This is a genomic window from Haloferax sp. YSSS75 (assembly GCF_046764215.1).
In the GTDB taxonomy this organism is placed as follows: domain Archaea; phylum Halobacteriota; class Halobacteria; order Halobacteriales; family Haloferacaceae; genus Haloferax.
Genome location: NZ_CP177206.1, coordinates 2,805,304 through 2,827,750, shown reverse-complemented (window position 1 = coordinate 2,827,750; position 22,447 = coordinate 2,805,304). Strand labels below are relative to the sequence as shown.

Sequence of the window (22,447 nt, the reverse complement as noted above, 5' to 3'; positions counted from 1 at the left end):
CGAATGGCCGTAATAACGTTAATTGCCGATTCAGCGACCAGACCAGCGAGGACGTACTGATTCGGCCGTTCTGAAGGGAGAATATCCCTCGTGTCGTGGCCCGGACTGCCACACCGAGAGCGTCAGTCGAGTCGCGATTCGAGTTCGGCGACCATCGCGTCGTCGTTCAATTCCTCGGCGAGTTCGAGCGCTTCGACTGTGGTCTCTCGTCTCCAAACGTCGGCTTCGACGGCCGCGAAACACTCGACAGCGGCGTCGAGGGCGTTGAGTGCGTCGTCGGGACGTCCGACCGTACAGAGTGCGTCTGCCAACCGGCGGAGACACCGACCTTCGGTCACCTCGTCCGGTGCAGTCTCGACGGCGTCGCGCAGGCGTTCGAGGCCATCGTCGACATCACCCATCTCGACGAGGATTCGCCCGCGAATCGAATTCGCATCAGCGTTCTCCTTCGGTCCGATTTCGGCCGACCGTTCCGCGGCATCTACAGCGATATCCAGCGCGTCTTCGAGGTTGCCGCGTTGGAACTGCGCCAGTGCCTGCGTGGTTCGCGCCGTCACTACCCACGTCTCGTTTCCGTCGGACAGCGCTGCCGCACGCTCGGCGTGTTCGAGCGCGGTTCTGGGGTCGTCCAGTTCGAGGTACGTCTGTGCGAGGCCTTGTTGGACGCCACGGTTGACCCACCCCAGTTGCTCGTCGGCAGTCAGTTCGAGTAGGTCGGTGTACCGTTCGTGAGCGTCTTCGATTCTCCCCCGACGGATTTCGATAGCTGCGAGGTTCGCCGACGACGATGCGGCACCCAACGTGTCGCCCATTTCGCGGCGGATTTCGAGTGCCATCCGCGTGTATCGCTCCGCCTGTGCGAGCGTCCCGTCTTCGAGTTCGATGATGCCGAGCATAGAGAGACTGAGCGCTTCGCCCCACCGATACCCCGTGTTCCGGCGAATCTGGAGACTTCGGTGCGCGTACTCGCGTGCGACGTCGTACGACCCGAAGGAGTGTTCGGCCCGGGCGAGATTCGTGAGCGTACTCGCGACTTTCGTCTCGTTTCCGACTGCCTCGCGGAGTTCCAGCGCCTGTTCGTACCGGTCTCTCGCGGCATCGAAATTGCCGCTTCGTGCTTCGATAGTTCCGAGTGCGTTCAACACGTCGCTTCGCCCCTCGTCGTCGTCGATACGTTCGAACAGTTCGAGCGCCGTGTGGGCGGCGTCGCGTGCGCGTTCGAACTCGTTTTGCTGCTGGGCGACTTCCGAGACGCCGGCGAATCCATCTGCGCGTGCCCGGACGAGCGTCTCGTCGTCGAACGTCTCGTCGTCGAGTTCGGTGAGTGACTCGAACTCGCGTCTCGCTCGGTCCAGTTCGCCGCCGTTGACGAACATGCGGGCGCGCCACCGGCGAACGTCGAGTCGGAGCGTCGCGTCGCACGCGGCGGGTATCTGGACGTCCGAGTAGTCGGTTTCGGCGAACAGCGCCGACAGTGTGGGGTTGTTCACACCGAACTGGAACACGCTCTGGACGAGTCGGTCCCCCCACGACGCTGGGTCATCGTCTATCGTCCGGACGACGTCGGCGGTGCCGCCGAACACCGACTGGACGCGTTTCCGTGCCTCCTCGTCGTCGACGAGCGAGAACAGTGCTTCTAGACAGTGTTCGAATCGCCGTCTGGTCTGGCGCTCGGATTCGACGTCGAGGAGTCGCTGCAGGAACCGCGTCGACCACGTCTCGTGAACGGTTCGGACGCGCTCCGTGTCGGTGTCTGTCTCGCCGAGCGTCGAGTAGAGCACCGACCGTTCGAGTTCGGCCACTGCCGACTCGACGACCGATTCTTCTCGTCGCGTCGTCGCCAGCGCGTACACGAGTGGTATCTCGACGTCGATTCCGGCGACGTTCAGGAGGTTGACGAGGACGCCGACGTCGACAGCGAGTTCGTCGTCGATTTGGACCAGGTCGTCGTACACGCCGTCGATATCGTCGACGAGGCTCGTCGGACCTGCGTCGCCGGAGAGCGAGTCGCCGACCTGACGCGCCAGTCGGTGGAAGAAGAGATACATCTCGTCCGGGGCGAGTTCGTCGTCACCGGGGTGGAGTTCGAGGGGGTCGGCATCGATGGACTGGCCGACTGTCGTTTCGAAGTGGTCGACGATGCGTTCGCGTTCGCGGGCGTCGACCGATGGGACCGACACTTCCTCGATGGTCTGGGTTCGGTGCGATTCGAGGCGGGCAGACCCACGAAGGGTGCCGTCTCGCCACTCGTTTTTGCGACTGTCGAAGAGGAACGTCACCCGGTCGTCGTCGGCGAACTCGCGGGCGAGTTCGAAGACGCCGTTGGCTTCGCTTCGCGTCGCGTCTTCGACGACGACCAGCGCGTGTCCCGGTGTCGACACGAGATACTCCGCGAGGTGTGCAGTCGCAGTAAACGAGTCTCGCTGTCCACTCTTTCGGTAGAGAACCGGGCCGCGCTCGCGTTCGTACCACCGGGTCGCGACGGACATACAGACCGTACTCTTGCCGGACCCGGGTGGCCCGACGACGACGTGGTCGTCGCCGGCGCGGAGACGGTCGAAGAGGGTCTCGGTGACGTTCTCTCGTCCGGCGTCGGTGGGGCGTTCGCGGTCCAGTGCGTACCCTCGTCGGACCTCTCCGAGGTCGAATCCAGCGCGCCAGCAGGCCAGCGGTGCCGAGACACCGACTCGGTCGAAGTAGTCGGGTGTGAGGCGAACGAATCCCTGCGCCTGGAGTCGCGTCGGTAGTTCGTCGCCGTGAATCGACCGTTCGTCGTCGGTCGTCGCCCCGCCGGAATCGTCATCGGTGTCGGCCGTGAGGGCGTCTCGTGTGTCGCTCTCGGAGTCCGTCTCGTCAGCAGTGGCGGCGACCGATTCCGGCGTCTCGTCTGCATCTCCGCTGTCGGTCGACTGTCCGCCGAACGTGAACGGTTCGGCGTCTGCCCAGAGCGATTCGAGGCGCTGTCGCCCCCACGACACGGCCGCCTCGGACGTATTTTGCACGACAGACCGGGGTCGTTCGTTCTCGTCGTAGTCGACGACGGTCAGGGTGGGTCTCCCATCGACAACCGTGACGGTGAGCGAAAACGGGGTGACGTCACCCGTCCGAATCGAGCAGTCGGAGGCGGTCTGCATCGTCTCGAGGCAGACGGGTGACTCTCGCCAGAGGGTGGTGACGACTGACTCGGGGGCGACGATGCGACAGGAGTGACCCGCTGCGACCCACTCTGTCAGTCGCTCGATGAACGCGTGGTTCGGGCGTCGGGCGAAGGCGAACGTCCCGTACCCCGTCGAGTCGAGTTGGGTGGCGAGCGTCTCAATCGGTCGGTCTGGCGACGTCCCGGAGGTGAACTCGATGTCTGCCCCGAGGAGTGCGGTTACGGGAAGCGGGTAGTCGGCGACTTCCTCGGCGAGAATCGGGTCGAGTTGGAGGACGTCCCGGAGGTCATCGCGGTGTGACTCGAAGAGCGTGAGCAGATACCGCCCCTTCAACGAGGTGGCGTATCCAGACGGCGATTCGAGGACGAGTCCGAACGTTCGCAGGTCTCGAATCGCTCGGTCCACCGTCGAACGAGAGTAGCCGAGGGTGTCGGCCAACTCGCGTTTGTCGAGACGGTGCTCGTCGAGCGACTGGAGGAAGTCGAGTCTGTCGAAGACGAGTTCGAACAGTGTCGCCTCGGTGTTGCTGTCGGCAGTCATCGTCCGCTCCTGTCCACCCCCGGCGTGCAGCGTCGACCAGTGCCCATCTATCCCGACCCTCCACGCGGTAGGACAAAACGTTTGATTGTTCGGCAACTGCCACGGTATTCTGGTCTCGCCCTCAGTATTCGGGGGGAACACCCTTCGTCGTCGGTCGCAAGTGTTGCTGAGTCACTCCACAGAAAAGTAATCGTTATACGCCGTGTGGCCCATGCCGAAACCATGCAACGACGCGCCGCGATCATCTCCGTCGTGTTCTTCCTGGTCATCGGTGCCGGTGCATACTCGCTCATCGCGACTGCATCGACGCCGACGGTCAGCTTCGAGAACCCCGAGTACTCGCTGGCTCAAGGAGACGAGTTCTCCGTTCCAGGCAGTGACCAGACGTTTACAGTGTCGTCGATTACCGAGGAAGAGGAATCTGGCGGACACGGTGGCGGCACCACCCTCGTCCGTTCAGGTGAACTCGCCTACGTAAACGAATCAGCCCGCTTCACCGAATCGTGGGACAACGCGAGCACCGTCACGCTCGACGGCACGGACTACCGTGTCGACATCGAGAACGTCTCCGACCCGTCGGAAGCGACGCTCGTCGAACTCCGCAACGATTCTGCCATCCTGCAGAACGACCCGAACGCCGACAACGAGACGGTCACCCGAGACGGTGAGCGCTACGTCGTCGTCAACGACTCGACGCTCGTCCCTGCCGAGGAGTACTTCCCGGCCAACGAGACGCGCACCGTCGCCGAGGGTGACTCCTTCGACTACAACAACCAGTCTGTCACCGTCGCCGCAGTCGAAACGTCGGGTGTCACGCTCGAATGGTTCGCTCCCGAGGAGAACACCATCGGCGTCGACAACGAGGCGAACGTGACTGTCGGTGGGGAGCAGTACCTCGCGTACTTCCCCGACGGTGAGACGCTCGTCCTGACGCAGGACTACGACAGCTACGACGCGCAGGTCGAAAACATAGACGAGTTCCACTTGCTCGAAAACGGGCTGTGGGGCGTCGCAATCGTGTCCTTCACGACCATCGTCCTCCTCGTCGGGATGGCGTTCATGCCGTCGCGGTACTGAACACCGCGACTCACTCCTTCCGGGCATTCGTCACGCCGAGCCACGCGAGCGCGATACCGATACCGATAGCCCCGACGGTTCCGAGAACCTGAACCGCCACTCCGACTCCGTCGACTGCTGTATAGCTCCACGGCATCCCTACCAGCGTCCCGATGCCGGCCAGGACGACGAACACGCCGCTCGCGACTACCATCCACGTCTTCCACTGGGTCGTCGTTCCACGTACCATCGTGTGTGACAGTCTCGACGCGGATAGAAAAACTGCGGGGCAAATCGACACACTGACCGACGAGTCGCGGGTTCGTCGCTGTCCGGAACAAACTCTTGTCAACGGACCCGTTGTTCGAGGTGAAACGGGGGGGTTAGCTGGCAGTGCGCGTCGGCGGAAGCTGGCCGGTGGTTCGCGTCGGCGGTGAGCTACTGGCGGTGTGCGACGTAGTCTCGACTGCGGATGTGGAATCCAGAAACGTCGGTTACGGCCGAAAAACGCCGGTAGCCACCCCCGACGTTACCGACGGAGGAAGTCGAGGAAGTGGTAGTCGTGGTCCGGGTCGTAGGTGCGGAAGACCAGACTGTTCGCCAGCACCGACACCGAGGAGAAGGCCATCGCACCCGCGGCGAAGACGGGTTGCAGGAGGCCGAGCGAGGCCAGCGGAATCATGGCCGTGTTGTAGCCGAGTGCCCAGAACAGGTTCTGTTTAATCTTCGAGAGCGTCCCCTCGGAGATGCGGATGGCCTTCACCACGTCCTGTGGGTCGTCGCGCATGAGCGTCACGTCCGCCGCCTCGATGGCGACGTCGGTTCCCGACCCGAGGGCGGTGCCGACGAACGCCGCGGCGAGCGCGGGCGCGTCGTTGACGCCGTCGCCGACCATCATCACTTTCGTGCCGTCGGATTGGAGCGACTCGACGGCGTCGGCTTTGTCTTCGGGGAGGACGCCGGCGCTGACGTTGTCGGGGTCGATACCCACCTGTGCGGCGACGGCGCGGGCGGTCCGTTCGTTGTCGCCCGTAATCATGTGTACCTCGGTGCCGCGTTCGCGGAGTGCGCTGACGGCGGCCTTCGCAGTCTCTTTCACCTCGTCGGCGTCGGCGACGACACCGGCGAGTTCACCGCCGACGGCGACGAGCATGGCCGTCTTCCCGTCGTCTTCGAGTTGTTGGAGCGTCTCTTCGGCCGGCGTGGGGTCGACACCCTCGTCCGAGAGCAGTTTCCGGTTGCCGACGAGGACAGTCTCCCCCTCGACGGTGGCGCGGATGCCGTGTCCGGGGACGTTCTCGAACTCCTCGGGGTCCGAGAGTTCGATGCCGCGTTCTTCGGCACCTTCGACGATGGCGCGCGCGAGCGGGTGTTCGCTGTTGCGCTCGGCCGAGGCGGCGTACCGGAGGACGGCGTCTTCGCCGAGGACGTCTTCGTCGGCGGCGACGACGCCGGACCCGTCGGCAGTGGGTGAGACGGCAACCACGTCGGTCAACGTCATCTCGCCTTTGGTGAGCGTCCCCGTCTTGTCGAAGACGACTGTCTCGACGTCTTTGACGCGTTCGAGGATGTCACCACCCTTGAAGAGGACGCCGTTGCGGGCACCGATGGCCGTTCCGACCATCGTCGCGGCGGGCGTCGCGAGGCCGAGAGCGCACGGACAGGCGATGAGCACCGCCGACGCGAAGACGACGACGGCGAACTCGAACGTCGAGACGGCACCGCCCGCGACTGTCGGGCCGCCGGCGACGAGGCCCCACAGTGGGAGTGACTGGACGAATCCGGCGAGTACCTCGGGGAAGAGGAACCAGACGGTGCCCCAGACGAGGGCGTTGACGATGACTGCCGGGACGAAGTACGCCGAGATGCGGTCGGCGAGGTTCTGAATCTCGGGTTGGCGACCCTGTGCTTCCTTGACGAGCGAGACGATTTGCTGAATCGCCGTCTCCGACCCGACTTTGGTCGCTTCGACGACGAGCACGCCGTTTTGGTTCACCGTCGACCCGACGACTTCGTCACCGGGTTCCTTCGAGACGGGAACCGACTCGCCGGTGACCATCGACTCGTCGACGGCGGAGTCGCCATCGACGACGACGCCGTCGGTCGGAATCTTCTCGCCGGGGCGGACCTTCATCCGGTCACCGACTTCGACGTCGTCCAGCGGGACTTCGCGTTCGGTGCCGTCCTCGGAGACGAGCGTCGCGGTGTCCGCTTCGAGTTCGAGGAGCGTCCGCAGTGCTTCGGAGGCCTGTCCCTTCGAGCGCGCTTCGAGGAAGTTCCCGAGCGTGATGAACACGAGGATGAGCGCGGCGGTGTCGAAGTAGAGACTCCCCGCGAGGAGGCCAAGCAGGACGGCGACGGAGTAGAAGTACGCCGTCGACGAACCCATCGCGATGAGTACGTCCATGTTGGCCGTCCGGTTGCGCACGATGGCCTTGTAGGAGTTGACGTAGAACTCGCGGCCGAGGACGACCTGTACCGGCGTCGCGAGGGCGAACGCGAGCCAGCCCATCGGAATCCCGAGTCCGGGAATCGTCTCGGGGAGGCCGCTGGCCGTAAAGAGTTCGAGTGCGAGCATCACCAACAGCGGAACGGACAGCGCCGCCCCGAAGAGTGTCAGGCGCTTCTGTCGCCGAATCTCGTCGTTTCGAGCGGCATCGCGGGCGTCTTCGCTGGACTCGCCATCCTCGCTGTCGTCGTCGCGGATGGGGGTGTAGCCGGCGTCTTCGACGGCCTGATAGAGGTCGTCGAGCGTCACGTCCGCCGGGTTGTACGTCACCAGCGCTTCGTCGGTGGCGAAGTTGACGTCGGCGTCGACGACGCCCGGAAGCGACTCCAGCGACTTGCGGTTCGCGTCGGCGCAGTTCGCACAACTCATCCCGGAGATACCGATATTCCGGGTCTGAGAGACGGCCTCGTAGCCTGCTTGCGAGATGGCGTCGTACACTGCCGCGAGCGATACCTCGTCGGGGTCGTACTCGACGGTTCCCTCGTCGGTGGCGAAGTTGATAGTCGCCTCCGAGACGCCGTCGAGTGCTTCGAGTGTGTCCCCGACCGTCCGTGAACAGTTCGCACAACTCATGCCGCGGATGTCGAGGTGGGCCGTTCGGCTACTCATTGTGTATACATACGTGCCCCTTTCTTACCTGAATTGTGCCTTCCGAACCGTGGGTGATGGCGAGCGAAACTTTGGATTCGAAGGCGGGTTCTCGTATCCATTCCCGTCTCAGTCGTCGTTCGCGTTCGCGCCTGCTTCGAGACGGTCGTACCGGTCTTCGAAGCGACCGAGACAGGACGAACAGCAGAAGTGATAGAGCGTCTCACCGATACGGGCGCTCTCGCCTTCGCTCGTGACGGTGTTGCCACACTCGGCACACTCCAGTGCAAAGCCGGTGCCGTTGACCGTCGGCGTCCACTCGGCGGATTCGACGAGGTCGACCTCGTACGCTCGGACCCGCGAGAGGTCGACGAGTTCGTCGAGTTCGGTTCGGGTCGCGTCACCGTCGAGTCTGGCGTGGAACGTCACCTCGCCCTCGACGGAGACGAAGAGATGCTCGACGGCGTCTGCCCCGCGGAGTGCATCACGCACCTCGTCGACCAACTCCGGCCGAACCGAGAGACGGACGAGGACGGGTGTCCCGCCCGAGAGTGTCGATTGGTCGAGGTCGACCGTAAAGCGGCGGATGATTCCTTCGTCGCGGAGTCTGTCGATTCGGTCGGAGACGGCGGGTGCGGAGAGGCCGACGTCCTCGGAGATGTCACTGAACGGGCGTCGTGCGTCCTCGGCCAGGAGTTCGAGGATGCGGAGGTCTGTCTCGTCGAGTTCGCGCATGACCGACGATTGGAGATGCGAAGTGATAGGTATTACTCGAAATTCGCTTTCGATTCGAAAGTTCAACTGCCGCGAGAGTCGAACGATTCAAAGGGTAATTCACAAAGTCTGGAAGGACGTAGCGTACAGTGATGAGTACGACCATCACCGTCACCGGTATGACGTGCGAGCACTGCGAAGGACGCGTCGAAGACGCACTCGCCGGCGTCACCGGCGTGACCGAAGCCAAAGCTGACCGTGAGGCAGACACCGCCACTGTCGAGGGCGACGCCGACGTCGACACGCTCGTGGCCGCTGTCGAAGAGGTAGGCTACGACGCGAGCGCGTAAGGGCGGCGTCCAGTCGCCGCCGTCACGGCACGCGTTCCCCCACCCGTTTCTTTCGCACACCCTCTCGCCCCCGAGTCGGACGTGTGTCTCGTCGTGTCGTGTCGCGTTCGGCGGCATCGCGTTTTCGCTCTGCGCCGGTGTGGTCGAGACTGCCGAGTGAGAGACGCCGGAGTCGGCAGTTTCGCAGTCGCAATCTCGGACCTCTGTCGCCGTCGAACGTTACATCCCACGAACCGTTGGACGAACCGGTGCGTTGCGAACCGAAACACCGCGTTGTCACTCGAATACTCAAAAAGACGCCCGCGGTTAATTTGTCCACTATTGAGGTACGTCGGTGTCGTAAACTACCCTCGAATGGCGCGTGTAACTCCGGAACTCTCGTTCGACACCCAACTCAGCGCGATACGGCACGTCGAACGCAGGCAACTGCTTCTCGCACTTCTCGAGACGGACCCGTACGTCGCCGAACCACTCGACGTCAGTCGAGTACGGTCCGACATCGACGGGGAACGGCTGAAACTGCAGATGTATCACGTCCACCTGCCGCTCCTCGAACGGATGGGTGTCGTCGAAGCCGACGGCTCGCCGTACCACGTCCGCAGAGGCCCCAACTTCGACGATATCGTCCCACTGCTTCGATTCCTCGACTCGCATCGGCACGAGTTGCCGCCCGACGTGGTGTAGTGGAGACGGGAGAGACGAGAGCGCGGTGAACGTCGGGGGCGGTGCGGACTTACTCTGGATTTCGAGACGGTATCAATCCCTGCGACAGCAACCGACGGGAGATGACGATGAGGCCGTTCTGGAATCCCCCACCGAAGATTGCGTGTTCGTCTCCAGTGTGCGTGGCGAGTGTACTGACGAGAATCATCGACCGGTCGACGAGCAGGAGTCGGCCGATAGCGATGTCGTCTTTTGCTTCGTCCTCCTCGCGTAACCATTCGAGTCCGGAGACGAACGTCGTCGCGTTCGGGACGGTCTCTTGGACTCGGTGTTGCAGTTGCTCCGTCGCTGTGCCGACGAAGAGGTTCACCTCGTCGGCACGGCCGTTCAGGTCGGAGGCGAGTTTGTCGGTCAGAAGTGAGTTATCTCCGAGAACGAGCACGATTTCCTCGTCGGCGTCTGCGACGAGTTTGTGCGTCCGGTTGGCGATGGCCTCCGTTCCGGTCATCGCCCAAACTTCTTGGACTGCACTCGAGTCGCTCGAATCGACTTTCTCGGTCCGTTCCAGTGCGTCCGTCAGTCGGTCGATGCGACTATCGTATTGGTCACGGAGTGTCTCTGTCGCTTCGGAGAGTGGGACGGCCCGGAACCGTTGTGGACTCGAGTGTTGAATCTCGACGAATCCCTGCGCCTCCAACACGCGAATCGCGTCGTAGATACGCGTTCGTGGGACGTCGGTGATTTCGCTGAGTTGCTTTGCGGTTCCCGTCGCCATGCGCGAGAGTCCGACGAAGCACTTCGCTTCGTATTCTTTCAACCCGAGTTGCTGAAGTACGTCGACGGCTTCCTCCTGTGAATCTCCCGTGCTCATGTGTCCAAAACCCCAACCCCGAGTCGGCCCGGTGTCTGTACAATAACACTCTCGGAGAGCAGATAACGGTTGTCACTGGCACAGGTTACACCACTCACAATCTGGAGCGCAACAACGTAGGTATGAGTAGAAGGATGCCACTGATACCCGGTGAATAACCCGAGTTGTGACGTCACCAGTGACAGACTGGCACACAGCGAACTAACTGTCGTTGTCGAGTCATCTTCCACTGGCAAATTTTTCACCCAGATAATCACAAAACACTATTACGGCGAAGGAGCGTATTCAGAGTGCGGCACACAGTGAAACACTGTGTCCCAACCACAATCGGCACGTGCCGCCTCAGCCACGCGTCGTGGCTTTGTTTCCGGGACAAAGAGGCACCCCACTATGAGTATTGATTCGGTTGACGATGCACGTTCTGAAGCAATCGAACATCTGGAACAGTTTGGACTCAGTGCGTACGCGGCACGGACGTTCGTCGCGCTCACGACTATCGACAGTGGTACCGCGGCGGAGATAAGCGAAATCTCCGACGTCCCGCGAACTCGGGTGTACGACGCAGTCGACGAGTTAGAGGAACGAGGACTCGTCGACGTCCAGCAGTCGTCCCCCAAACAGTTCTGGGCCGTCTCCGCCGAAACCGCAGAACGAACGTTCGAACAGGAGGTTTCCCACCGGACTGACCGGCTGAATTCTGCACTGAACGCGCTCGGTCCACCGCAGCAGAAACACGAACAGCAGGGCGTCTGGACGGTGGACGGTCAGCCCGCGGTCACAGACCGAATCCTCGAGTTCGTCCGCGGCGCGGACGACGAAATCGTCTACATGACCGTCGAAGACTTGCTCACGGACGACGTCATCGACGCGTTAGCCGCGGCGACAGACCGAGGGGTTACGATTCATCTCGGTGGTATCTCTTCTGACGTTCAAGCGTTGATTCGCGAAGACGTCCCCGGCGCAGAACTGTTCGACTCCATGTGGTTGTGGTCGGACACCCCCGCGGGGAGACTGCTGATGGTCGACGGAGAGCAGACCCTCGTGAGCGTTCTCGTCAACGGGAAAGATGCGTCCCCATCTGACCCACGGTCGGAGAAGGCTATCTGGGGTGCGGGTGAGACGAACAGTCTGGTCGTGGTCCTTCGGGCACTCTTCGCGTGGAGACTGGAGCACGACGAGGTGGACGACTAACACGGATGGAACCGAACCCAGTCCCCGGGCCGAACGGGCCAGACGACGCCGTGAGTGCCACGTTCGACTGGTCGTCCGTCCGTCCCTCGGCAGCAGTCGTCGAGGTGTATGCTGTCGCGACGAATCAGAACCCGTCTGTGCTCGACCCACTGTTCGAATTCATCGACCCCGACGCGCTAGACACGCTCGTCCGGTCGAGCGTGAGTGCGTCTGCTGACGACGTCACAGTCTCGTTTACCGTTGCTGACCGGCGAGTCACCGTCGACAGTTCCGGGTTAGTCGTCGTTGGAAAAGAGACGACACAGGTGTAACCACGACGCACGATACGTTTGGCATCCCTTCCGGTCGAGGCATTCAAAAACAGCGGCGTCCGCCGCCGTCGACTCAGGGTGTGGCGGTGTCGTTCGACTGGGTGTCGTCTGTCTTCTTCCCCGTCTCGCTGGCGTGGACTTCGAGGAGTCGAATCTCGAACTCGACGCGTTCGCCGGCCAACTCGTGGTTGAAGTCGACGGTGACGGAGTCGTCGGACACCGCCGTAATCCACCCGACGTCACCGGTTGCACTCCGGACGAGTTCGTCTTCTTCGGCGGTGACGTCGCTTCGCGCTTCGAGTTCGTCACGGGGGACGGTCACGACCTGACTCTCGTCACGCTGGCCGTACGCCTCCTTCGGGTCGAGAACGACAGTCCGCGTCTCGCCTCGTGACATCTCGCGGACTGCCCGTTCGAGTCCCGGGATGACGTGGCCCTCGCCGACGCGGAACTCGAACGGTTTGAAGTGTCGGTGGTCGTGATAGACGCCTTCACTGAGGGCGACGTCTACGTCTGTCGTCTCGAAGACTTCGCCGGCGTCTGGGCCGTCGACGAGACGGCCGGTCAGGTGGACGATTGCGATTTCTCCGGGTTCGACCATCGTCTCACTCCTCGACCGTACAGGTGATTGCGTGTGGCATGTACGCGTTGTTGGCGTAGCCATCCTCGTTCCACGGGAACTTGTCGTCCTGAATGCCCCGGAGTCCTTCTTCGGGGGCCGAGATGGTCGCGGGTTGGACTCGCCCCTGACTGTCGGTTGCACGGGAGACGAGCGTGTGTTCACCGGCAGATGGGTCGGACCAGATGTACCTGAACTGCCGCCACGCCGTCGGGGTGTACGCCGGACCGTAGAACTCGGCTTCACCCCACGTCTCGCCGCCGTCGGTCGATACTTCGACCGAGTCGACGCCGTCTTCACCGGCCCACGCGACGCCGACGACTTCGATAGTGCCGCCCGGAGATGGGGCGACAGTCTGTCCCTCACCCGGATAGCCGATGAGCGACTTGACCAACTGGTCGTACATGTAGGCGTTCCGAATCTCGTCCGTGTTCTGCATCTGTTCGTACGTGTCGAAGATGTCTATCGACTCGTACTGGACCGCCCCGTCGTCCTGCTCGGGGATGATGCGGTAGGAGTACTGCTGCCAGTGCGTGTAGAGACGCTGGTCACCGTCTTCCCACTCCTCACCGATGACCATCTTGTCCATCACGTGCATCCGGTCGACCCACTTCACGTTGTTGTTGCCGAACCATCCCGGGACGAGGAGTCGTACCGGGAACCCGTGTTCTTTCGGGAGTGCACTCCCGTTCATCTCGTAGGCGAGGAGACAGTCGTCCATCACCTTCTCCATCGGAATCGACCGTGTGAAGATGTCTTCGCCGTCCGGTGCTTCACCGCCCATCACGGTCAGATAGTTGCCCGCCGAGGTGTCTGCCCCGTAGGCGTTCAGAATCTCGCTAATCGGCGTGCCGGTCCAGACGGTGTTTCCGACAGCGCCGAAGCTCCACTGATTGCCACCCACCTGTGGTTCGAAGTACGACCGACCGTTCCCCGAACACTGCATCGTGTGGGCGACGGAGTCCGTCCCGAACGAGTTCTTGATTTCCTCCATCGACAGCTCGAGTTCGCTGTCGACCAACCCCGTGAGCGACACCTGCCACTCCGACTCGTCGATAGTCGGTGAGACGTAGTGATTTCGGATGTAGAACTCCTCGTTCGGTGTGATGTACCCTGCGTAGGTACTCCGGCTTGCCGCCTGTGCGTTCTCCGGTTCCGGAGAGAGTATCTCCAGTCCGGGGTACTTCTCTTCGAGTGATGGCTCCTCGGGTTCCTCTTCGGGCGTCTCGGTAGGCTCTTCGGTGGGCGTCTCGGTGGGTTCCTCGGTAGGCTCCTCGGTAGTCGTCGCCGCCGTCGTGGCTGTCGTCTCTGTGTCTCCGGTCTGACCACCACACCCTGCGAGGACACCGACCCCCGCGAGTGCTCCGGTCGCCATCAAAAACCGACGCCGTGCGACGTACTTGTTTCGAGACGACGTCTTCCGCGCGTCGTCGTCCGTTGGTTCGTCACCACGTTGCTGACCGTCAGGCATGCTATCGAATAACAAAGTAAATGATTATCAATGATGGTTTGGCCTCTGCCAACCAGTCACTCGACGACAGTGATGTCACCGACCATCCCCTGTCCCGCGTGTGGCGCACAGACGTAGACGTAGGTTCCGGGGACTTCGAACGTGTGTTCGTACGTCTCTCCGACGTCCATTATCGCGAAGTGCTGGTCGCCTTCGTAGTTGGCGAAGGGTTCGGCCCCCTCCGGATTCTCGCATTTCTCGGAGGCACCCGGTTTACTCGTCACGTTGTGCCCGACGCTTTCGGCAGTCCACCGAACCGTGTCGCCGACACGTATCTCGATGCTCTCCGGGTCGAACCGCAGTCGCTTCTCCGGTCCGACGGCGACGTCTACCACTTTGCTCTCCGGTGTCGGTGTGGGCGTCGCCGTCGTCGTCGCCGTCTCTGTCGGTGGTTCCGTCGTCGTCGCTTCGGTTCCACCCCCACCAGTACACCCCGCGATGAGGCTTAGCCCCGCCGCACTACCGGCCGCCATGAGGAATCGTCGTCTTCCAACCATCGTGAACATCAAACTGCCAATAGTCGAACGGGCATATACCCTGAGTTGGTCTGTGCCAACCGAACGAGACGGGACTCCCCGTCGGCAGTCATTCTCGTTTTCCTGCCAAAACACCAATTACTCCTGACTGACAATTGTTACCGAGTGACGATGAACAGAGACGCACACCAGTCCGTGTCGAAGTGTGGTGGGGCCACGTGGGGTGTGGAAGATGCGTGAACTGACGTTCACACTGGAGTACGAACCCGGTTCCAACCCCGTGATGGACGTTCTCATCGACAACTCGTCGGTCACCGCACACTCGCTCGGGAGCTGTGCCAGTCGAGACCAGTTGTGGTTCGTCGAGCGCTTCAGTGGACCGTCGAGTGAACTCGACCGAATCGACCGTATTCGGTCGGACGACGACGAAAAAGAGGAGATGACGAAGTCTTCCTGCGGCGCGAATCGACACCACGAACTCCTCGAATCGACGCCGACCTCTCGGGTGTTCTATACGTATCTCACAGACGTCCATCGGTGTGATTCCGTCGTCGGGAACGCCGCCAGATATCTCGACCTAGGGATGATATTTCAGGCCTATCGACGAGAGTCGTTTCACACGTGGCGCTTGCTCATCCGCACGGAGGAGAACGTCGACACCTTCTTCGAGGCCGTCGACGACCACCTTCGAGACAGCGTCACGCTGCACCTCGATAGGCTCTGTGAGGCCGATAGCTGGGATATCGACTCCCTGTCCGCGGTTTCGGTCCCCGAACCGCAGCGCGAGGCGCTTCAGGTCGCAGTCGAACGCGGATACTACGAGACGCCCCGACAGACGACTATCGAGGAACTCGCGTCCGAACTCGACGTCCCGTCGTCGACGCTCTCGTACCGTCTCCGACGGGCCGAGGCCGAACTCGCAAACGGCTTTATCGCCTGACTGGTCGCCACTCGCCGGCGGATAAAACCCCCACCAGTAGAACACAGTCATTATCGGACCCCACGAACGAAGCGTCTACACATGGACGCGTTCCAGAACACGAGACAACCAGATTGGGACTGGTGGGGTCGACTGTGGCCGACGCCGGGTGAGACGCTTCGACGTCTCGGCGTCGCGTCCGGTCGGACCGTAGCGGAAGTCGCGAGTGGGAACGGCTACTTCGCGCTCCCCGCCGCCCGGATTGTCGACCCGGAGTCCGTCTACGCTATCGACTTAGAGGAGTCGGTCCTCGCCGAACTCGACCATCTGGCCGACCAGCAGGCTATCGAGAACGTCGTCACACTGCAGGGTGATGCTCGTGACCTGTCGAACCTCCTTCCAGAACGCGTCGATATCGTCCTCGTCGCGAACACGTTCCACGGCGTCGACGACAAGGCGGCCCTCGTCGAGCAGGTGTTCGATTCACTCGCCGACGGCGGGTCGTTCGTCGTGGTCAACTGGCACGAGATGCCGCGCGAGACGACGACAGTCGCAGGCGAGGCGCGGGGGCCGCCGACCGAGTTGCGGATGTCCCCGGAGGAGACGGAAACCGCTGTGACGGATGCAGCGGACCTGACGCTTCGAGAGCAAATCGAGCTTCCCCCGTACCACTACGCGCTTCGATTCGAGCGATAACGCCCCGGTTCGCCGCGTCCCCGACTCGATTTTATCCACCCAGTGCCGCGAGGACCCGGAGCAGCGAGGGGCCACTCGTCACGAGTGCCGCGCCGACGACGACGAGGACGACGCCGGCGACGACACCCCGGGTGACTCGTTCGAGGTTTCCGAGCCACAACCACGAGAAGACGACGGTAAACAGCGGTGCAGTCGCCACGAGCGGGTCGACGACGGCGATTCGACCCTCGGGGGCGGCGAGCGCGGTGAACATCGAGAGGAGGGCGACGGCGGTGATGAGGCCGCTCACGGCGAAGACGAGATACGAGCGTCGCGGCCGGCCGAGGACGCGGTCACTCCCGGTGACGGCGACGTAGGTTCCGAGTGCGACGAGCGCCGCGAACTCGTTGATAGCGACTGCTTCGAGGGGAGTCGCTTCGGCAGTCGAAAGCCCCCACCGCCGGGCCACGTTGCCGACGGCGAACAGTGCAGCAGCGGCGAGCGGAACCAGCAGGTCACGCCCCGACCACCCGCCGAGGTCACCGCCTCTCGACAGCGAGAGCACGCCCAGTCCGACGACGATGACGACGATGCCGACGGCCGTCGGTGCCGAGAGCGGTTCTCCGATGAACCCGACTGCGAGCGCCGTCGCGAACAACGGGCGAGCACTGACGACGGCACTGGAGATACTCGCGCCCACTCGTGCGTTCCCGGCGAAGATGGCGATTCGGCCCAGTGCGGTGCCGACGGCCCCGGCGGCGGCGAACACGGCGAGCGTCCCGAGCGTGAGGCCGCTAAAGGGGTCGTCCTGAAAGACGGCGAGGGCGACGAGATAGACTGCCGAATCGACGACGACCACCGTGAGCGCCGCTTGAAGCGGCGTCCCGCCGTCCGAGAGCGCGCGCTTCTCGATGACGGGCGTGAACCCCCACATCACGGCGGGGGCGAACGCGAGGAGGAGCACGGGAAGCGGGGCCGAGAGGTCCATAGAGTCTCTCGGTGACACACGAGTATATAACGAGTGAAAACCGGCAGGCGCAACCGGGTCCCTCCGGCGTTCGCCCCCGACGACTGCTGCCAGCCGTGGATTTATGCTCTCGAATTCCTACTAGCCCGATTGTGGACACCCCGTTCGAAGTCCTCCAAATCGACGCTGATGCGGACGAAGACGCCGTCATCGAGGCCTACCGTCGACGAGTGAAAGAAGCGCACCCAGACCACGGTGGGTCTGTAGACGAGTTCCAACTGGTTCGTGCGGCCTACGAAGAGATTCGCACGGGGTACTCGCTCGGGGCGCGTGACATCGACCGGTTCGACGCCGACGGACGCAGCAGTGACGACGAACCCGCAGATGCCCCGCCGACCGGAACCCGCGTCGAATATCTCAACTACGACGTCCTCGCCGACTACTCGTGGCAACTTTCGGACGACGACCTGTTCGAGAAAGCGGCAGACGCGGACCTCTCCCCGGAAGATTACGGCACAGTGGTGGTCGAACCACGAACCTGCCTCCTCGAAGCGGCCGAAGACGACGGCCACAGTTGGCCCTACGCGTGTCGCGGCGGGGCGTGTGCGAACTGCGCCGTCGCCGTCGTCGACGGTGACATGGAGATGCCGTCGAACCACGTCCTCTCGTCGGAGATGATGGAGTTCGGTATCAGACTCTCCTGTATCAGCGCCCCGACGACAGACGAGGTCAAAGTCGTCTACAACATCGAACATCTGCCCGGCCTGGACGAACTCCGGTTACCGGCACAGCAGGCGCGACGGATGCGTCCGAGCGACTGACGCCCGACGGTGAGCGCGACGGTTCGCGATGGCGTCACTCGGTTGTGCACCAGCCGCACCCGTCCGCGGACGAGTTAATCTCCGAAAGACTCCTTACAATACAATGACTATTAGACCGACTCGACGGGCATTTCTCCGTCTCGCTGGCGTCGGAGGCGTCGGTATCGCGGGATGTCTCGGTGGCGGGCAGACGGACAGTGGGGGGATGGCGGGCGACCAACCGGCAGACGACACTGGCGGGAACGACGCCGACACGGGCGCAAACGGCGACTGGTATACGACCGAACTCACCGACGTCCGGTCGGGAGAGACGTTCACCATCGAGGGACTCACCGACCGACCGGTCCTCGTCGAGACGTTCGCGGTGTGGTGTTCGAACTGCCTCAGTCAGCAAAAAGAGATGATAAACTTCCACGAGGCAGTCGGCGACGACGTCGTCACCGTCGCCCTCGACATCGACCCGAACGAGGACGCCGAGAAGGTCCGCGAACACGCCGAGCGTCACGGATTCGACTGGCGATACGCACTCTCCCCAGCGTCGGTGACGAAGAGTCTCACCGACGAGTTCGGGTCGTCGATGGCGAGTGCACCGACCGTTCCGATGCTTCGCGTGTGCCCCGACGGGACGACGACCCGAATCAAAAACGGGTTCAAATCGACCGACTACCTGCGCGAACAGGTCGACGAGTGTTGACCACGCTCGCGCCGCGACTGCTCGAACTCTTCGTCCTCGGCGTCGGAACGCCACTGACCGCGGCGTGCGCGCTCCCCCTCTATCCCGGGTTTCTGGCGTATCTCGCCCGTCAGAGCACACGCGAGTCGGGTGGCCAGCGTGGCCTCCCTATCGCCGTCCTCGGTGGACTCGTCACGCTCGGTGCCGTCTCCTTCATGCTCGCAGTCGGCGTCGTCTTCTCACTCCTCCTCGAAGTCTCGCTCACGGCAGTCGTGGAAGTGGTCTCACCCGTCGCGTTCGGCGTCCTGTTCGTCGTGAGTCTGGCACTGCTCGCAGACGCGAAGATTTTCGCTCGCATTCCGACGCTCGAACCCCCTGAGACGCGCCACCCCGCGCTGTCGGCGTTCTCCTACGGGTTCTTCTTCGGTGCCATCGTCCTCCCGTGTAATCCGGGGTTCATCGCGCTGTTCTTCGCGCGGGTGCCCGTCCTGTTCGACACCGCCGCGGAGAGTCTGCTCGGATTCTTCGCCTTCGGCCTTGGTATCGGTGCGCCACTGCTCGCGTTCTCGCTCGTCTCGGAGCGGTACAGCAGACAGGTGACTCGCTGGTTCGCTCGCCACACCACGGCTATCAACCGTGTCACCGGGGCGGTCATGCTCGTCGTCAGCCTCTACTATCTGCTCGTCGTCTTCGACGTCCTCGGCGTCGCGAGTCAGGTCCAAGCCATCGTCGACGCGGTGGCCTGACGCACGCAGGTTTATACCTGAAGACGGGGGCAGAAGTCCCTATCACGATACAGCGCGTGGGAGAAGACAGAGACAGATGGTTCCGAACGGGCCGACCAGTCGGCGGTCGATACTCGCGTCACACCTCGAACGCCTCGACGCAGCGGCGTGTCTGGCGTTCCTCGATTCGGTGTGGTCTGTCCGTGGGTTCCAGACGCAGACTGGCGACGGCGTCCTCACGGCGACGCGTCACGGAGAGACGACTGTCGTCGAACCGGTCTGTGGTCGCTGGATTCACGCGATGTTGGCCGTTCGCCCCTTCGAGAACGCAGACGTGGACGGAGACACTCCGGGGGGCGGACGAGCAACGCCAGACGTCGTCGTCTCGTTCGGTTCCGACAGACGTGGCCGGGCGCTCGCGGCGAGATACGGTGCTCGATACGTCGATTCCGCCGCCCTCGTCGAGATGGTCCTGTACGCGTTCGACAGGGACGTCGCGGACGAACTCTGCGTCCGTCACCTCGGTGCGCCCGTCGACGGCCTTCGGCCGCCACTCCTGACGCGGAGTCGCCAGCGTGCGGCAGTACTCCGTCGGCGCGTCGCTCGTGCGGTGACGCCGACGCCGCGTGGCATCGCGGCCATCGCCGTTCTCGTCCTCGTGGTGAGCGGTGGCGCGGTGAGTCTCGGCGTCGTGGACTCGCCGCTCGAACGAGACGCGCAATCGACTGTCGGTGGGGTCGGTGCTTCCGGCCCGTCGAGTGGCGGTTTGGCGGCGGGCCAATTCTCCGAGACGACGAGGACGGACCCCACGTCCAGTGGCGACGCCGTCGTGACAGCGCCGGCGCTCGGGAGAGACCCGGAACGGGCCGACATCGAACCGGTCGAGTACGGTGACCTCGCCTCGGTTCCGGGCGTCTCGGAGACGGGCATCACGAACCTGACGGCACTCGGTGACGCACACGAGGCGGCCCTGTCGAACCGCTCGTACACACTCTGGGTCGATACGTACCAACCGCGCGACGCCGGCCCGAACGCGACTCGTATCCAGTACGACACCGACATCAGCGTCGCCGAAGACAGGTTCCTCATCGTCGAGAACGCCGAAGCGGGCCGTGACCGGGTGCGACTGCGGACCGTCTACTTCGACGGACGCGACTGGTACGTCACCGAATCCGACAACGGGACCGAACTCACCCGCCGAATCGCGGACGACACGAGTTCTCCACCCGTGCAGTTCGAACCGCGAGACCTGAACGGCGGACTCGTCCGCCAGTATCTCGCGACGCGAACGACGAACGTCAGCGGGAAAATCAGCGCCGGAGACACTACCTACTACCGCGTCGAGGGTGCCGGACGCCCGTCGATAGGTGGTGTCGAACCGGTGGACGACTACCAGTTCGTCGCCTTCGTCGACGACGAGGGATTCGTCTCCGAGGCGACGGTGACCTACGTCCTCGTCTCCGACGCGGGGGCCTACCGCGTCCGATTCGAGTGGACCTACGGGAACGTCGGTTCGACGACTGTCTCCCGGCCGTCGTGGGTCGGAAACGAGACAGTCGCATCCGAGACGAACGACTCCACGACGACACAGTCGGCGACAGTCGCATCCGAGACGATGCGAGACGAAACTGGCGAGAACAAACCGCCGTCGCTTCGACGCTGACGGTGGTTCGACACGGGAACGGCCGCGTCGATAGCGGTATTTTTCCGCGTCCGCTTCGGACGCTTCGATATGACTATCGAGCGGGGTGACCGAGTCGCCATCGACTACGTCGGCTGCTTCGAGGACGGAACCGTCTTCAACACGTCTCGATACGACGTGGCGGTCGAACACGGTCTGTTCGACGCACAGGAACGAAGCGAGGAGGAGTACACCCCCCAGTCGTTCGTCGTCGGTGCCGGTGAGATAATCGAAGGGCTCGACGAGGCAGTCGTCGGGATGGCCGTCGGCGACGAGGCGACTGTGACCGTCGCACCCGAGGACGCCTACGGCGAGTTCGACGAGGAGCGCGTCCGAACCTACGACCCGGAGGCGTTCGAGTCGATGGTCGGCGCGGACCCCGACGTCGGCTTGCACGTCCACGCCGAAAACGGCCTCCACGGGGACGTCGTCGCCGTGCGCGAGGACGCCGTCGAAGTCGACTTCAATCACGAACTCGCCGGCAAGACGCTCGTCTTCGACGTCGAAATCGTCGCGGTGGAGTGACCGACGGCGGCGTCAGTCGAGCACACGGCCGAACTGTCGCTGAACGCACGGCCGAACTGTCGTCTGAACGCACGGACACCGCGTACACACTCGACGGAGGAACATCGTCGCCACACACAACGTGGGAACGTCGTCGCCACCGCTGTTGATGCTGCTCTCGGGTCGTCGAGCAGTCGTCACGTCCGCCAGAAAAAGTCGCGTCGTCGCGTCCGGGAGTCGCCGCGAACCCCCTCAGCCGAGGAGGTACTTCAGTTTGGGCCGCTGTTTCACGAACTCCATCTCCTCGATGTAGGTGTCCAGGCCGAGGATACGGCCCGCCGCGAGCGTCCCGACGATGACGAACATCATGAGGCCGAAGAGGTCACCGTTGACCACCCCGTGGCTCCACGACGCGTTGCCGAGGTAGAAGAACGCCATCAGGACGCCTCCTCCGAAGGCGGCAAGGCGGGTGAGTGCCCCGACGAGGAGGGCAAGCCCGATGAGCGTCTCGGCCAGCGGAATCATGAAGTTCGTAAAGCCGAGCATCCACGGCGTCTGGCCTGCCCACGCGAGGAAGCCGTGAATGGGCGAGCCACCGGTGGCGTTGACCAGCCAGCCAGCGGCGCTGAACGGTTCAGCTGCCATGTACTTCCCGATTCCCGCGTGGAGGAACCAGTACCCCGTGATGATTCGGGTGAGGACCAGCACGTAGCCGGTCACACTCTCGGAGTAGTCGAACTCCAGCCGGTTCCCCATCATCTCGATTTGTCCGGTTGCAGCCATCGTCGTTCACCTCACATGTGAGACGTGGCACGCGAACCCGTTATAACTCCAGACCGATTTTCGAATCCATGGAACTGGGAATCGGCGAAAACAGGGGTAACACCGTCGAAACCGAGAAATTCGGGACCTCAGCGGCCGAACAG

The 22,447-nt window shown here is 63.1% G+C and carries 22 protein-coding genes; 12 read left to right on the top strand and 10 right to left on the bottom strand.

The window, feature by feature from the left end; genetic code table 11:
* Positions 1-122 precede the first annotated feature (122 nt).
* Complete coding sequence (locus tag ACK3R5_RS14805) at positions 123-3,698, bottom strand: tetratricopeptide repeat protein (protein ID WP_411967510.1); 3,576 nt, start codon at positions 3,696-3,698, stop codon at positions 123-125.
* Between the two features lie 222 nt (positions 3,699-3,920).
* On the opposite strand from ACK3R5_RS14805, the gene ACK3R5_RS14800 reads away from it, so the two are divergent.
* On the top strand, positions 3,921-4,775 hold the full coding sequence (locus ACK3R5_RS14800) for a hypothetical protein (protein ID WP_411964826.1): 855 nt from the start codon (positions 3,921-3,923) through the stop codon (positions 4,773-4,775).
* A 10-nt stretch (positions 4,776-4,785) separates the two neighbouring features.
* Here the strand turns inward: ACK3R5_RS14800 and ACK3R5_RS14795 are convergent, their stop codons facing one another.
* The 3 genes from ACK3R5_RS14795 to ACK3R5_RS14785 form a co-directional block, all read right to left on the bottom strand.
* Positions 4,786-5,004 carry a hypothetical protein gene (locus ACK3R5_RS14795; RefSeq protein ID WP_411967509.1) on the bottom strand — a complete coding sequence of 73 codons (219 nt, stop codon included), beginning with the start codon at positions 5,002-5,004 and terminating at the stop codon, positions 4,786-4,788.
* A gap of 279 nt (positions 5,005-5,283) precedes the next feature.
* Positions 5,284-7,872: a heavy metal translocating P-type ATPase gene (locus ACK3R5_RS14790; protein ID WP_411967508.1), complete on the bottom strand. Its 2,589-nt coding sequence runs from the start codon at positions 7,870-7,872 to the stop codon at positions 5,284-5,286.
* Between the two features lie 108 nt (positions 7,873-7,980).
* On the bottom strand, positions 7,981-8,586 hold the full coding sequence (locus ACK3R5_RS14785; protein ID WP_411964823.1) for an AsnC family transcriptional regulator: 606 nt from the start codon (positions 8,584-8,586) through the stop codon (positions 7,981-7,983).
* 131 nt (positions 8,587-8,717) lie between these two features.
* On the opposite strand from ACK3R5_RS14785, the gene ACK3R5_RS14780 reads away from it, so the two are divergent.
* Positions 8,718-8,915, top strand: coding sequence for a heavy-metal-associated domain-containing protein (locus ACK3R5_RS14780; RefSeq protein ID WP_411964822.1), 198 nt, complete (start codon positions 8,718-8,720; stop codon positions 8,913-8,915).
* Between the two features lie 354 nt (positions 8,916-9,269).
* A complete protein-coding gene (locus tag ACK3R5_RS14775; RefSeq protein WP_411964821.1) occupies positions 9,270-9,599 on the top strand; it encodes a hypothetical protein in 330 nt (109 codons plus the stop codon).
* 49 nt (positions 9,600-9,648) lie between these two features.
* Here the strand turns inward: ACK3R5_RS14775 and ACK3R5_RS14770 are convergent, their stop codons facing one another.
* The gene (locus ACK3R5_RS14770) at positions 9,649-10,449 is read right to left on the bottom strand and encodes a TrmB family transcriptional regulator (RefSeq protein ID WP_411967507.1); all 801 of its coding nucleotides are present in this window, start codon (positions 10,447-10,449) and stop codon (positions 9,649-9,651) included.
* Between the two features lie 390 nt (positions 10,450-10,839).
* Between ACK3R5_RS14770 and ACK3R5_RS14765 the strand changes: the two genes are divergently transcribed.
* Together ACK3R5_RS14765 and ACK3R5_RS14760 are read left to right on the top strand one after the other, a co-directional pair.
* A complete protein-coding gene (locus tag ACK3R5_RS14765; RefSeq protein WP_411967506.1) occupies positions 10,840-11,640 on the top strand; it encodes a TrmB family transcriptional regulator in 801 nt (266 codons plus the stop codon).
* A gap of 5 nt (positions 11,641-11,645) precedes the next feature.
* Positions 11,646-11,951, top strand: coding sequence for a HalOD1 output domain-containing protein (locus ACK3R5_RS14760; protein WP_411964818.1), 306 nt, complete (start codon positions 11,646-11,648; stop codon positions 11,949-11,951).
* Positions 11,952-12,024: 73 nt separating this feature from the next.
* Here the strand turns inward: ACK3R5_RS14760 and ACK3R5_RS14755 are convergent, their stop codons facing one another.
* The 3 genes from ACK3R5_RS14755 to ACK3R5_RS14745 are packed head-to-tail and all read right to left on the bottom strand — an operon-like array spanning position 12,025 to position 14,553.
* Positions 12,025-12,552 (bottom strand): FKBP-type peptidyl-prolyl cis-trans isomerase, encoded by a 528-nt coding sequence (locus ACK3R5_RS14755; RefSeq protein WP_411967505.1) that lies wholly within the window; start codon positions 12,550-12,552, stop codon positions 12,025-12,027.
* 4 nt (positions 12,553-12,556) lie between these two features.
* Entirely contained in the window at positions 12,557-14,041 is a 1,485-nt protein-coding gene (locus ACK3R5_RS14750; protein ID WP_411967504.1) for a sulfite oxidase, read from the bottom strand.
* 56 nt (positions 14,042-14,097) lie between these two features.
* Positions 14,098-14,553: a plastocyanin/azurin family copper-binding protein gene (locus ACK3R5_RS14745; RefSeq protein ID WP_411964815.1), complete on the bottom strand. Its 456-nt coding sequence runs from the start codon at positions 14,551-14,553 to the stop codon at positions 14,098-14,100.
* A 235-nt stretch (positions 14,554-14,788) separates the two neighbouring features.
* Here ACK3R5_RS14745 and ACK3R5_RS14740 point away from each other — a divergent pair, with 235 nt between their 5' ends.
* Entirely contained in the window at positions 14,789-15,496 is a 708-nt protein-coding gene (locus ACK3R5_RS14740) for a helix-turn-helix domain-containing protein (protein ID WP_411964814.1), read from the top strand.
* An 81-nt stretch (positions 15,497-15,577) separates the two neighbouring features.
* Positions 15,578-16,171, top strand: coding sequence for a class I SAM-dependent methyltransferase (locus ACK3R5_RS14735; protein WP_411967503.1), 594 nt, complete (start codon positions 15,578-15,580; stop codon positions 16,169-16,171).
* 31 nt (positions 16,172-16,202) lie between these two features.
* Here the strand turns inward: ACK3R5_RS14735 and ACK3R5_RS14730 are convergent, their stop codons facing one another.
* A complete protein-coding gene (locus tag ACK3R5_RS14730; protein WP_411967502.1) occupies positions 16,203-17,138 on the bottom strand; it encodes an EamA family transporter in 936 nt (311 codons plus the stop codon).
* 131 nt (positions 17,139-17,269) lie between these two features.
* Between ACK3R5_RS14730 and fer the strand changes: the two genes are divergently transcribed.
* From fer to ACK3R5_RS14705, 5 genes are all read left to right on the top strand, one after another.
* Entirely contained in the window at positions 17,270-17,938 is a 669-nt protein-coding gene (gene fer / locus ACK3R5_RS14725; RefSeq protein ID WP_411967500.1) for a ferredoxin Fer, read from the top strand.
* Between the two features lie 103 nt (positions 17,939-18,041).
* Positions 18,042-18,632 carry a TlpA family protein disulfide reductase gene (locus tag ACK3R5_RS14720; RefSeq protein WP_411967499.1) on the top strand — a complete coding sequence of 197 codons (591 nt, stop codon included), beginning with the start codon at positions 18,042-18,044 and terminating at the stop codon, positions 18,630-18,632.
* Positions 18,626-19,357, top strand: coding sequence for a cytochrome c biogenesis protein CcdA (locus ACK3R5_RS14715; protein ID WP_411967498.1), 732 nt, complete (start codon positions 18,626-18,628; stop codon positions 19,355-19,357). Before ACK3R5_RS14720 ends, ACK3R5_RS14715 begins: the two co-directional genes overlap by 7 nt.
* Before the next feature lie 76 nt (positions 19,358-19,433).
* Positions 19,434-20,999, top strand: coding sequence for a hypothetical protein (locus ACK3R5_RS14710; protein WP_411967497.1), 1,566 nt, complete (start codon positions 19,434-19,436; stop codon positions 20,997-20,999).
* 69 nt (positions 21,000-21,068) lie between these two features.
* Positions 21,069-21,542, top strand: coding sequence for an FKBP-type peptidyl-prolyl cis-trans isomerase (locus ACK3R5_RS14705; protein WP_411967496.1), 474 nt, complete (start codon positions 21,069-21,071; stop codon positions 21,540-21,542).
* A 231-nt stretch (positions 21,543-21,773) separates the two neighbouring features.
* Here the strand turns inward: ACK3R5_RS14705 and ACK3R5_RS14700 are convergent, their stop codons facing one another.
* Positions 21,774-22,304: a DoxX family protein gene (locus ACK3R5_RS14700; protein ID WP_411967495.1), complete on the bottom strand. Its 531-nt coding sequence runs from the start codon at positions 22,302-22,304 to the stop codon at positions 21,774-21,776.
* Positions 22,305-22,447 lie beyond the last annotated feature (143 nt).

What these genes read in the sequence shown, in the direction of transcription:
- ACK3R5_RS14805 (WP_411967510.1), bottom strand. Translation starts at nt 3,698, where the DNA reads ATGACTGCCGACAGCAACACCGAGGCGACACTGTTCGAACTCGTCTTC.
- ACK3R5_RS14800 (WP_411964826.1), top strand. Translation starts at nt 3,921, where the DNA reads ATGCAACGACGCGCCGCGATCATCTCCGTCGTGTTCTTCCTGGTCATC.
- ACK3R5_RS14795 (WP_411967509.1), bottom strand. Translation starts at nt 5,004, where the DNA reads ATGGTACGTGGAACGACGACCCAGTGGAAGACGTGGATGGTAGTCGCG.
- ACK3R5_RS14790 (WP_411967508.1), bottom strand. Translation starts at nt 7,872, where the DNA reads ATGAGTAGCCGAACGGCCCACCTCGACATCCGCGGCATGAGTTGTGCG.
- ACK3R5_RS14785 (WP_411964823.1), bottom strand. Translation starts at nt 8,586, where the DNA reads ATGCGCGAACTCGACGAGACAGACCTCCGCATCCTCGAACTCCTGGCC.
- ACK3R5_RS14780 (WP_411964822.1), top strand. Translation starts at nt 8,718, where the DNA reads ATGAGTACGACCATCACCGTCACCGGTATGACGTGCGAGCACTGCGAA.
- ACK3R5_RS14775 (WP_411964821.1), top strand. Translation starts at nt 9,270, where the DNA reads ATGGCGCGTGTAACTCCGGAACTCTCGTTCGACACCCAACTCAGCGCG.
- ACK3R5_RS14770 (WP_411967507.1), bottom strand. Translation starts at nt 10,449, where the DNA reads ATGAGCACGGGAGATTCACAGGAGGAAGCCGTCGACGTACTTCAGCAA.
- ACK3R5_RS14765 (WP_411967506.1), top strand. Translation starts at nt 10,840, where the DNA reads ATGAGTATTGATTCGGTTGACGATGCACGTTCTGAAGCAATCGAACAT.
- ACK3R5_RS14760 (WP_411964818.1), top strand. Translation starts at nt 11,646, where the DNA reads ATGGAACCGAACCCAGTCCCCGGGCCGAACGGGCCAGACGACGCCGTG.
- ACK3R5_RS14755 (WP_411967505.1), bottom strand. Translation starts at nt 12,552, where the DNA reads ATGGTCGAACCCGGAGAAATCGCAATCGTCCACCTGACCGGCCGTCTC.
- ACK3R5_RS14750 (WP_411967504.1), bottom strand. Translation starts at nt 14,041, where the DNA reads ATGCCTGACGGTCAGCAACGTGGTGACGAACCAACGGACGACGACGCG.
- ACK3R5_RS14745 (WP_411964815.1), bottom strand. Translation starts at nt 14,553, where the DNA reads ATGGCGGCCGGTAGTGCGGCGGGGCTAAGCCTCATCGCGGGGTGTACT.
- ACK3R5_RS14740 (WP_411964814.1), top strand. Translation starts at nt 14,789, where the DNA reads ATGCGTGAACTGACGTTCACACTGGAGTACGAACCCGGTTCCAACCCC.
- ACK3R5_RS14735 (WP_411967503.1), top strand. Translation starts at nt 15,578, where the DNA reads ATGGACGCGTTCCAGAACACGAGACAACCAGATTGGGACTGGTGGGGT.
- ACK3R5_RS14730 (WP_411967502.1), bottom strand. Translation starts at nt 17,138, where the DNA reads ATGGACCTCTCGGCCCCGCTTCCCGTGCTCCTCCTCGCGTTCGCCCCC.
- ACK3R5_RS14720 (WP_411967499.1), top strand. Translation starts at nt 18,042, where the DNA reads ATGACTATTAGACCGACTCGACGGGCATTTCTCCGTCTCGCTGGCGTC.
- ACK3R5_RS14710 (WP_411967497.1), top strand. Translation starts at nt 19,434, where the DNA reads ATGGTTCCGAACGGGCCGACCAGTCGGCGGTCGATACTCGCGTCACAC.
- ACK3R5_RS14705 (WP_411967496.1), top strand. Translation starts at nt 21,069, where the DNA reads ATGACTATCGAGCGGGGTGACCGAGTCGCCATCGACTACGTCGGCTGC.
- ACK3R5_RS14700 (WP_411967495.1), bottom strand. Translation starts at nt 22,304, where the DNA reads ATGGCTGCAACCGGACAAATCGAGATGATGGGGAACCGGCTGGAGTTC.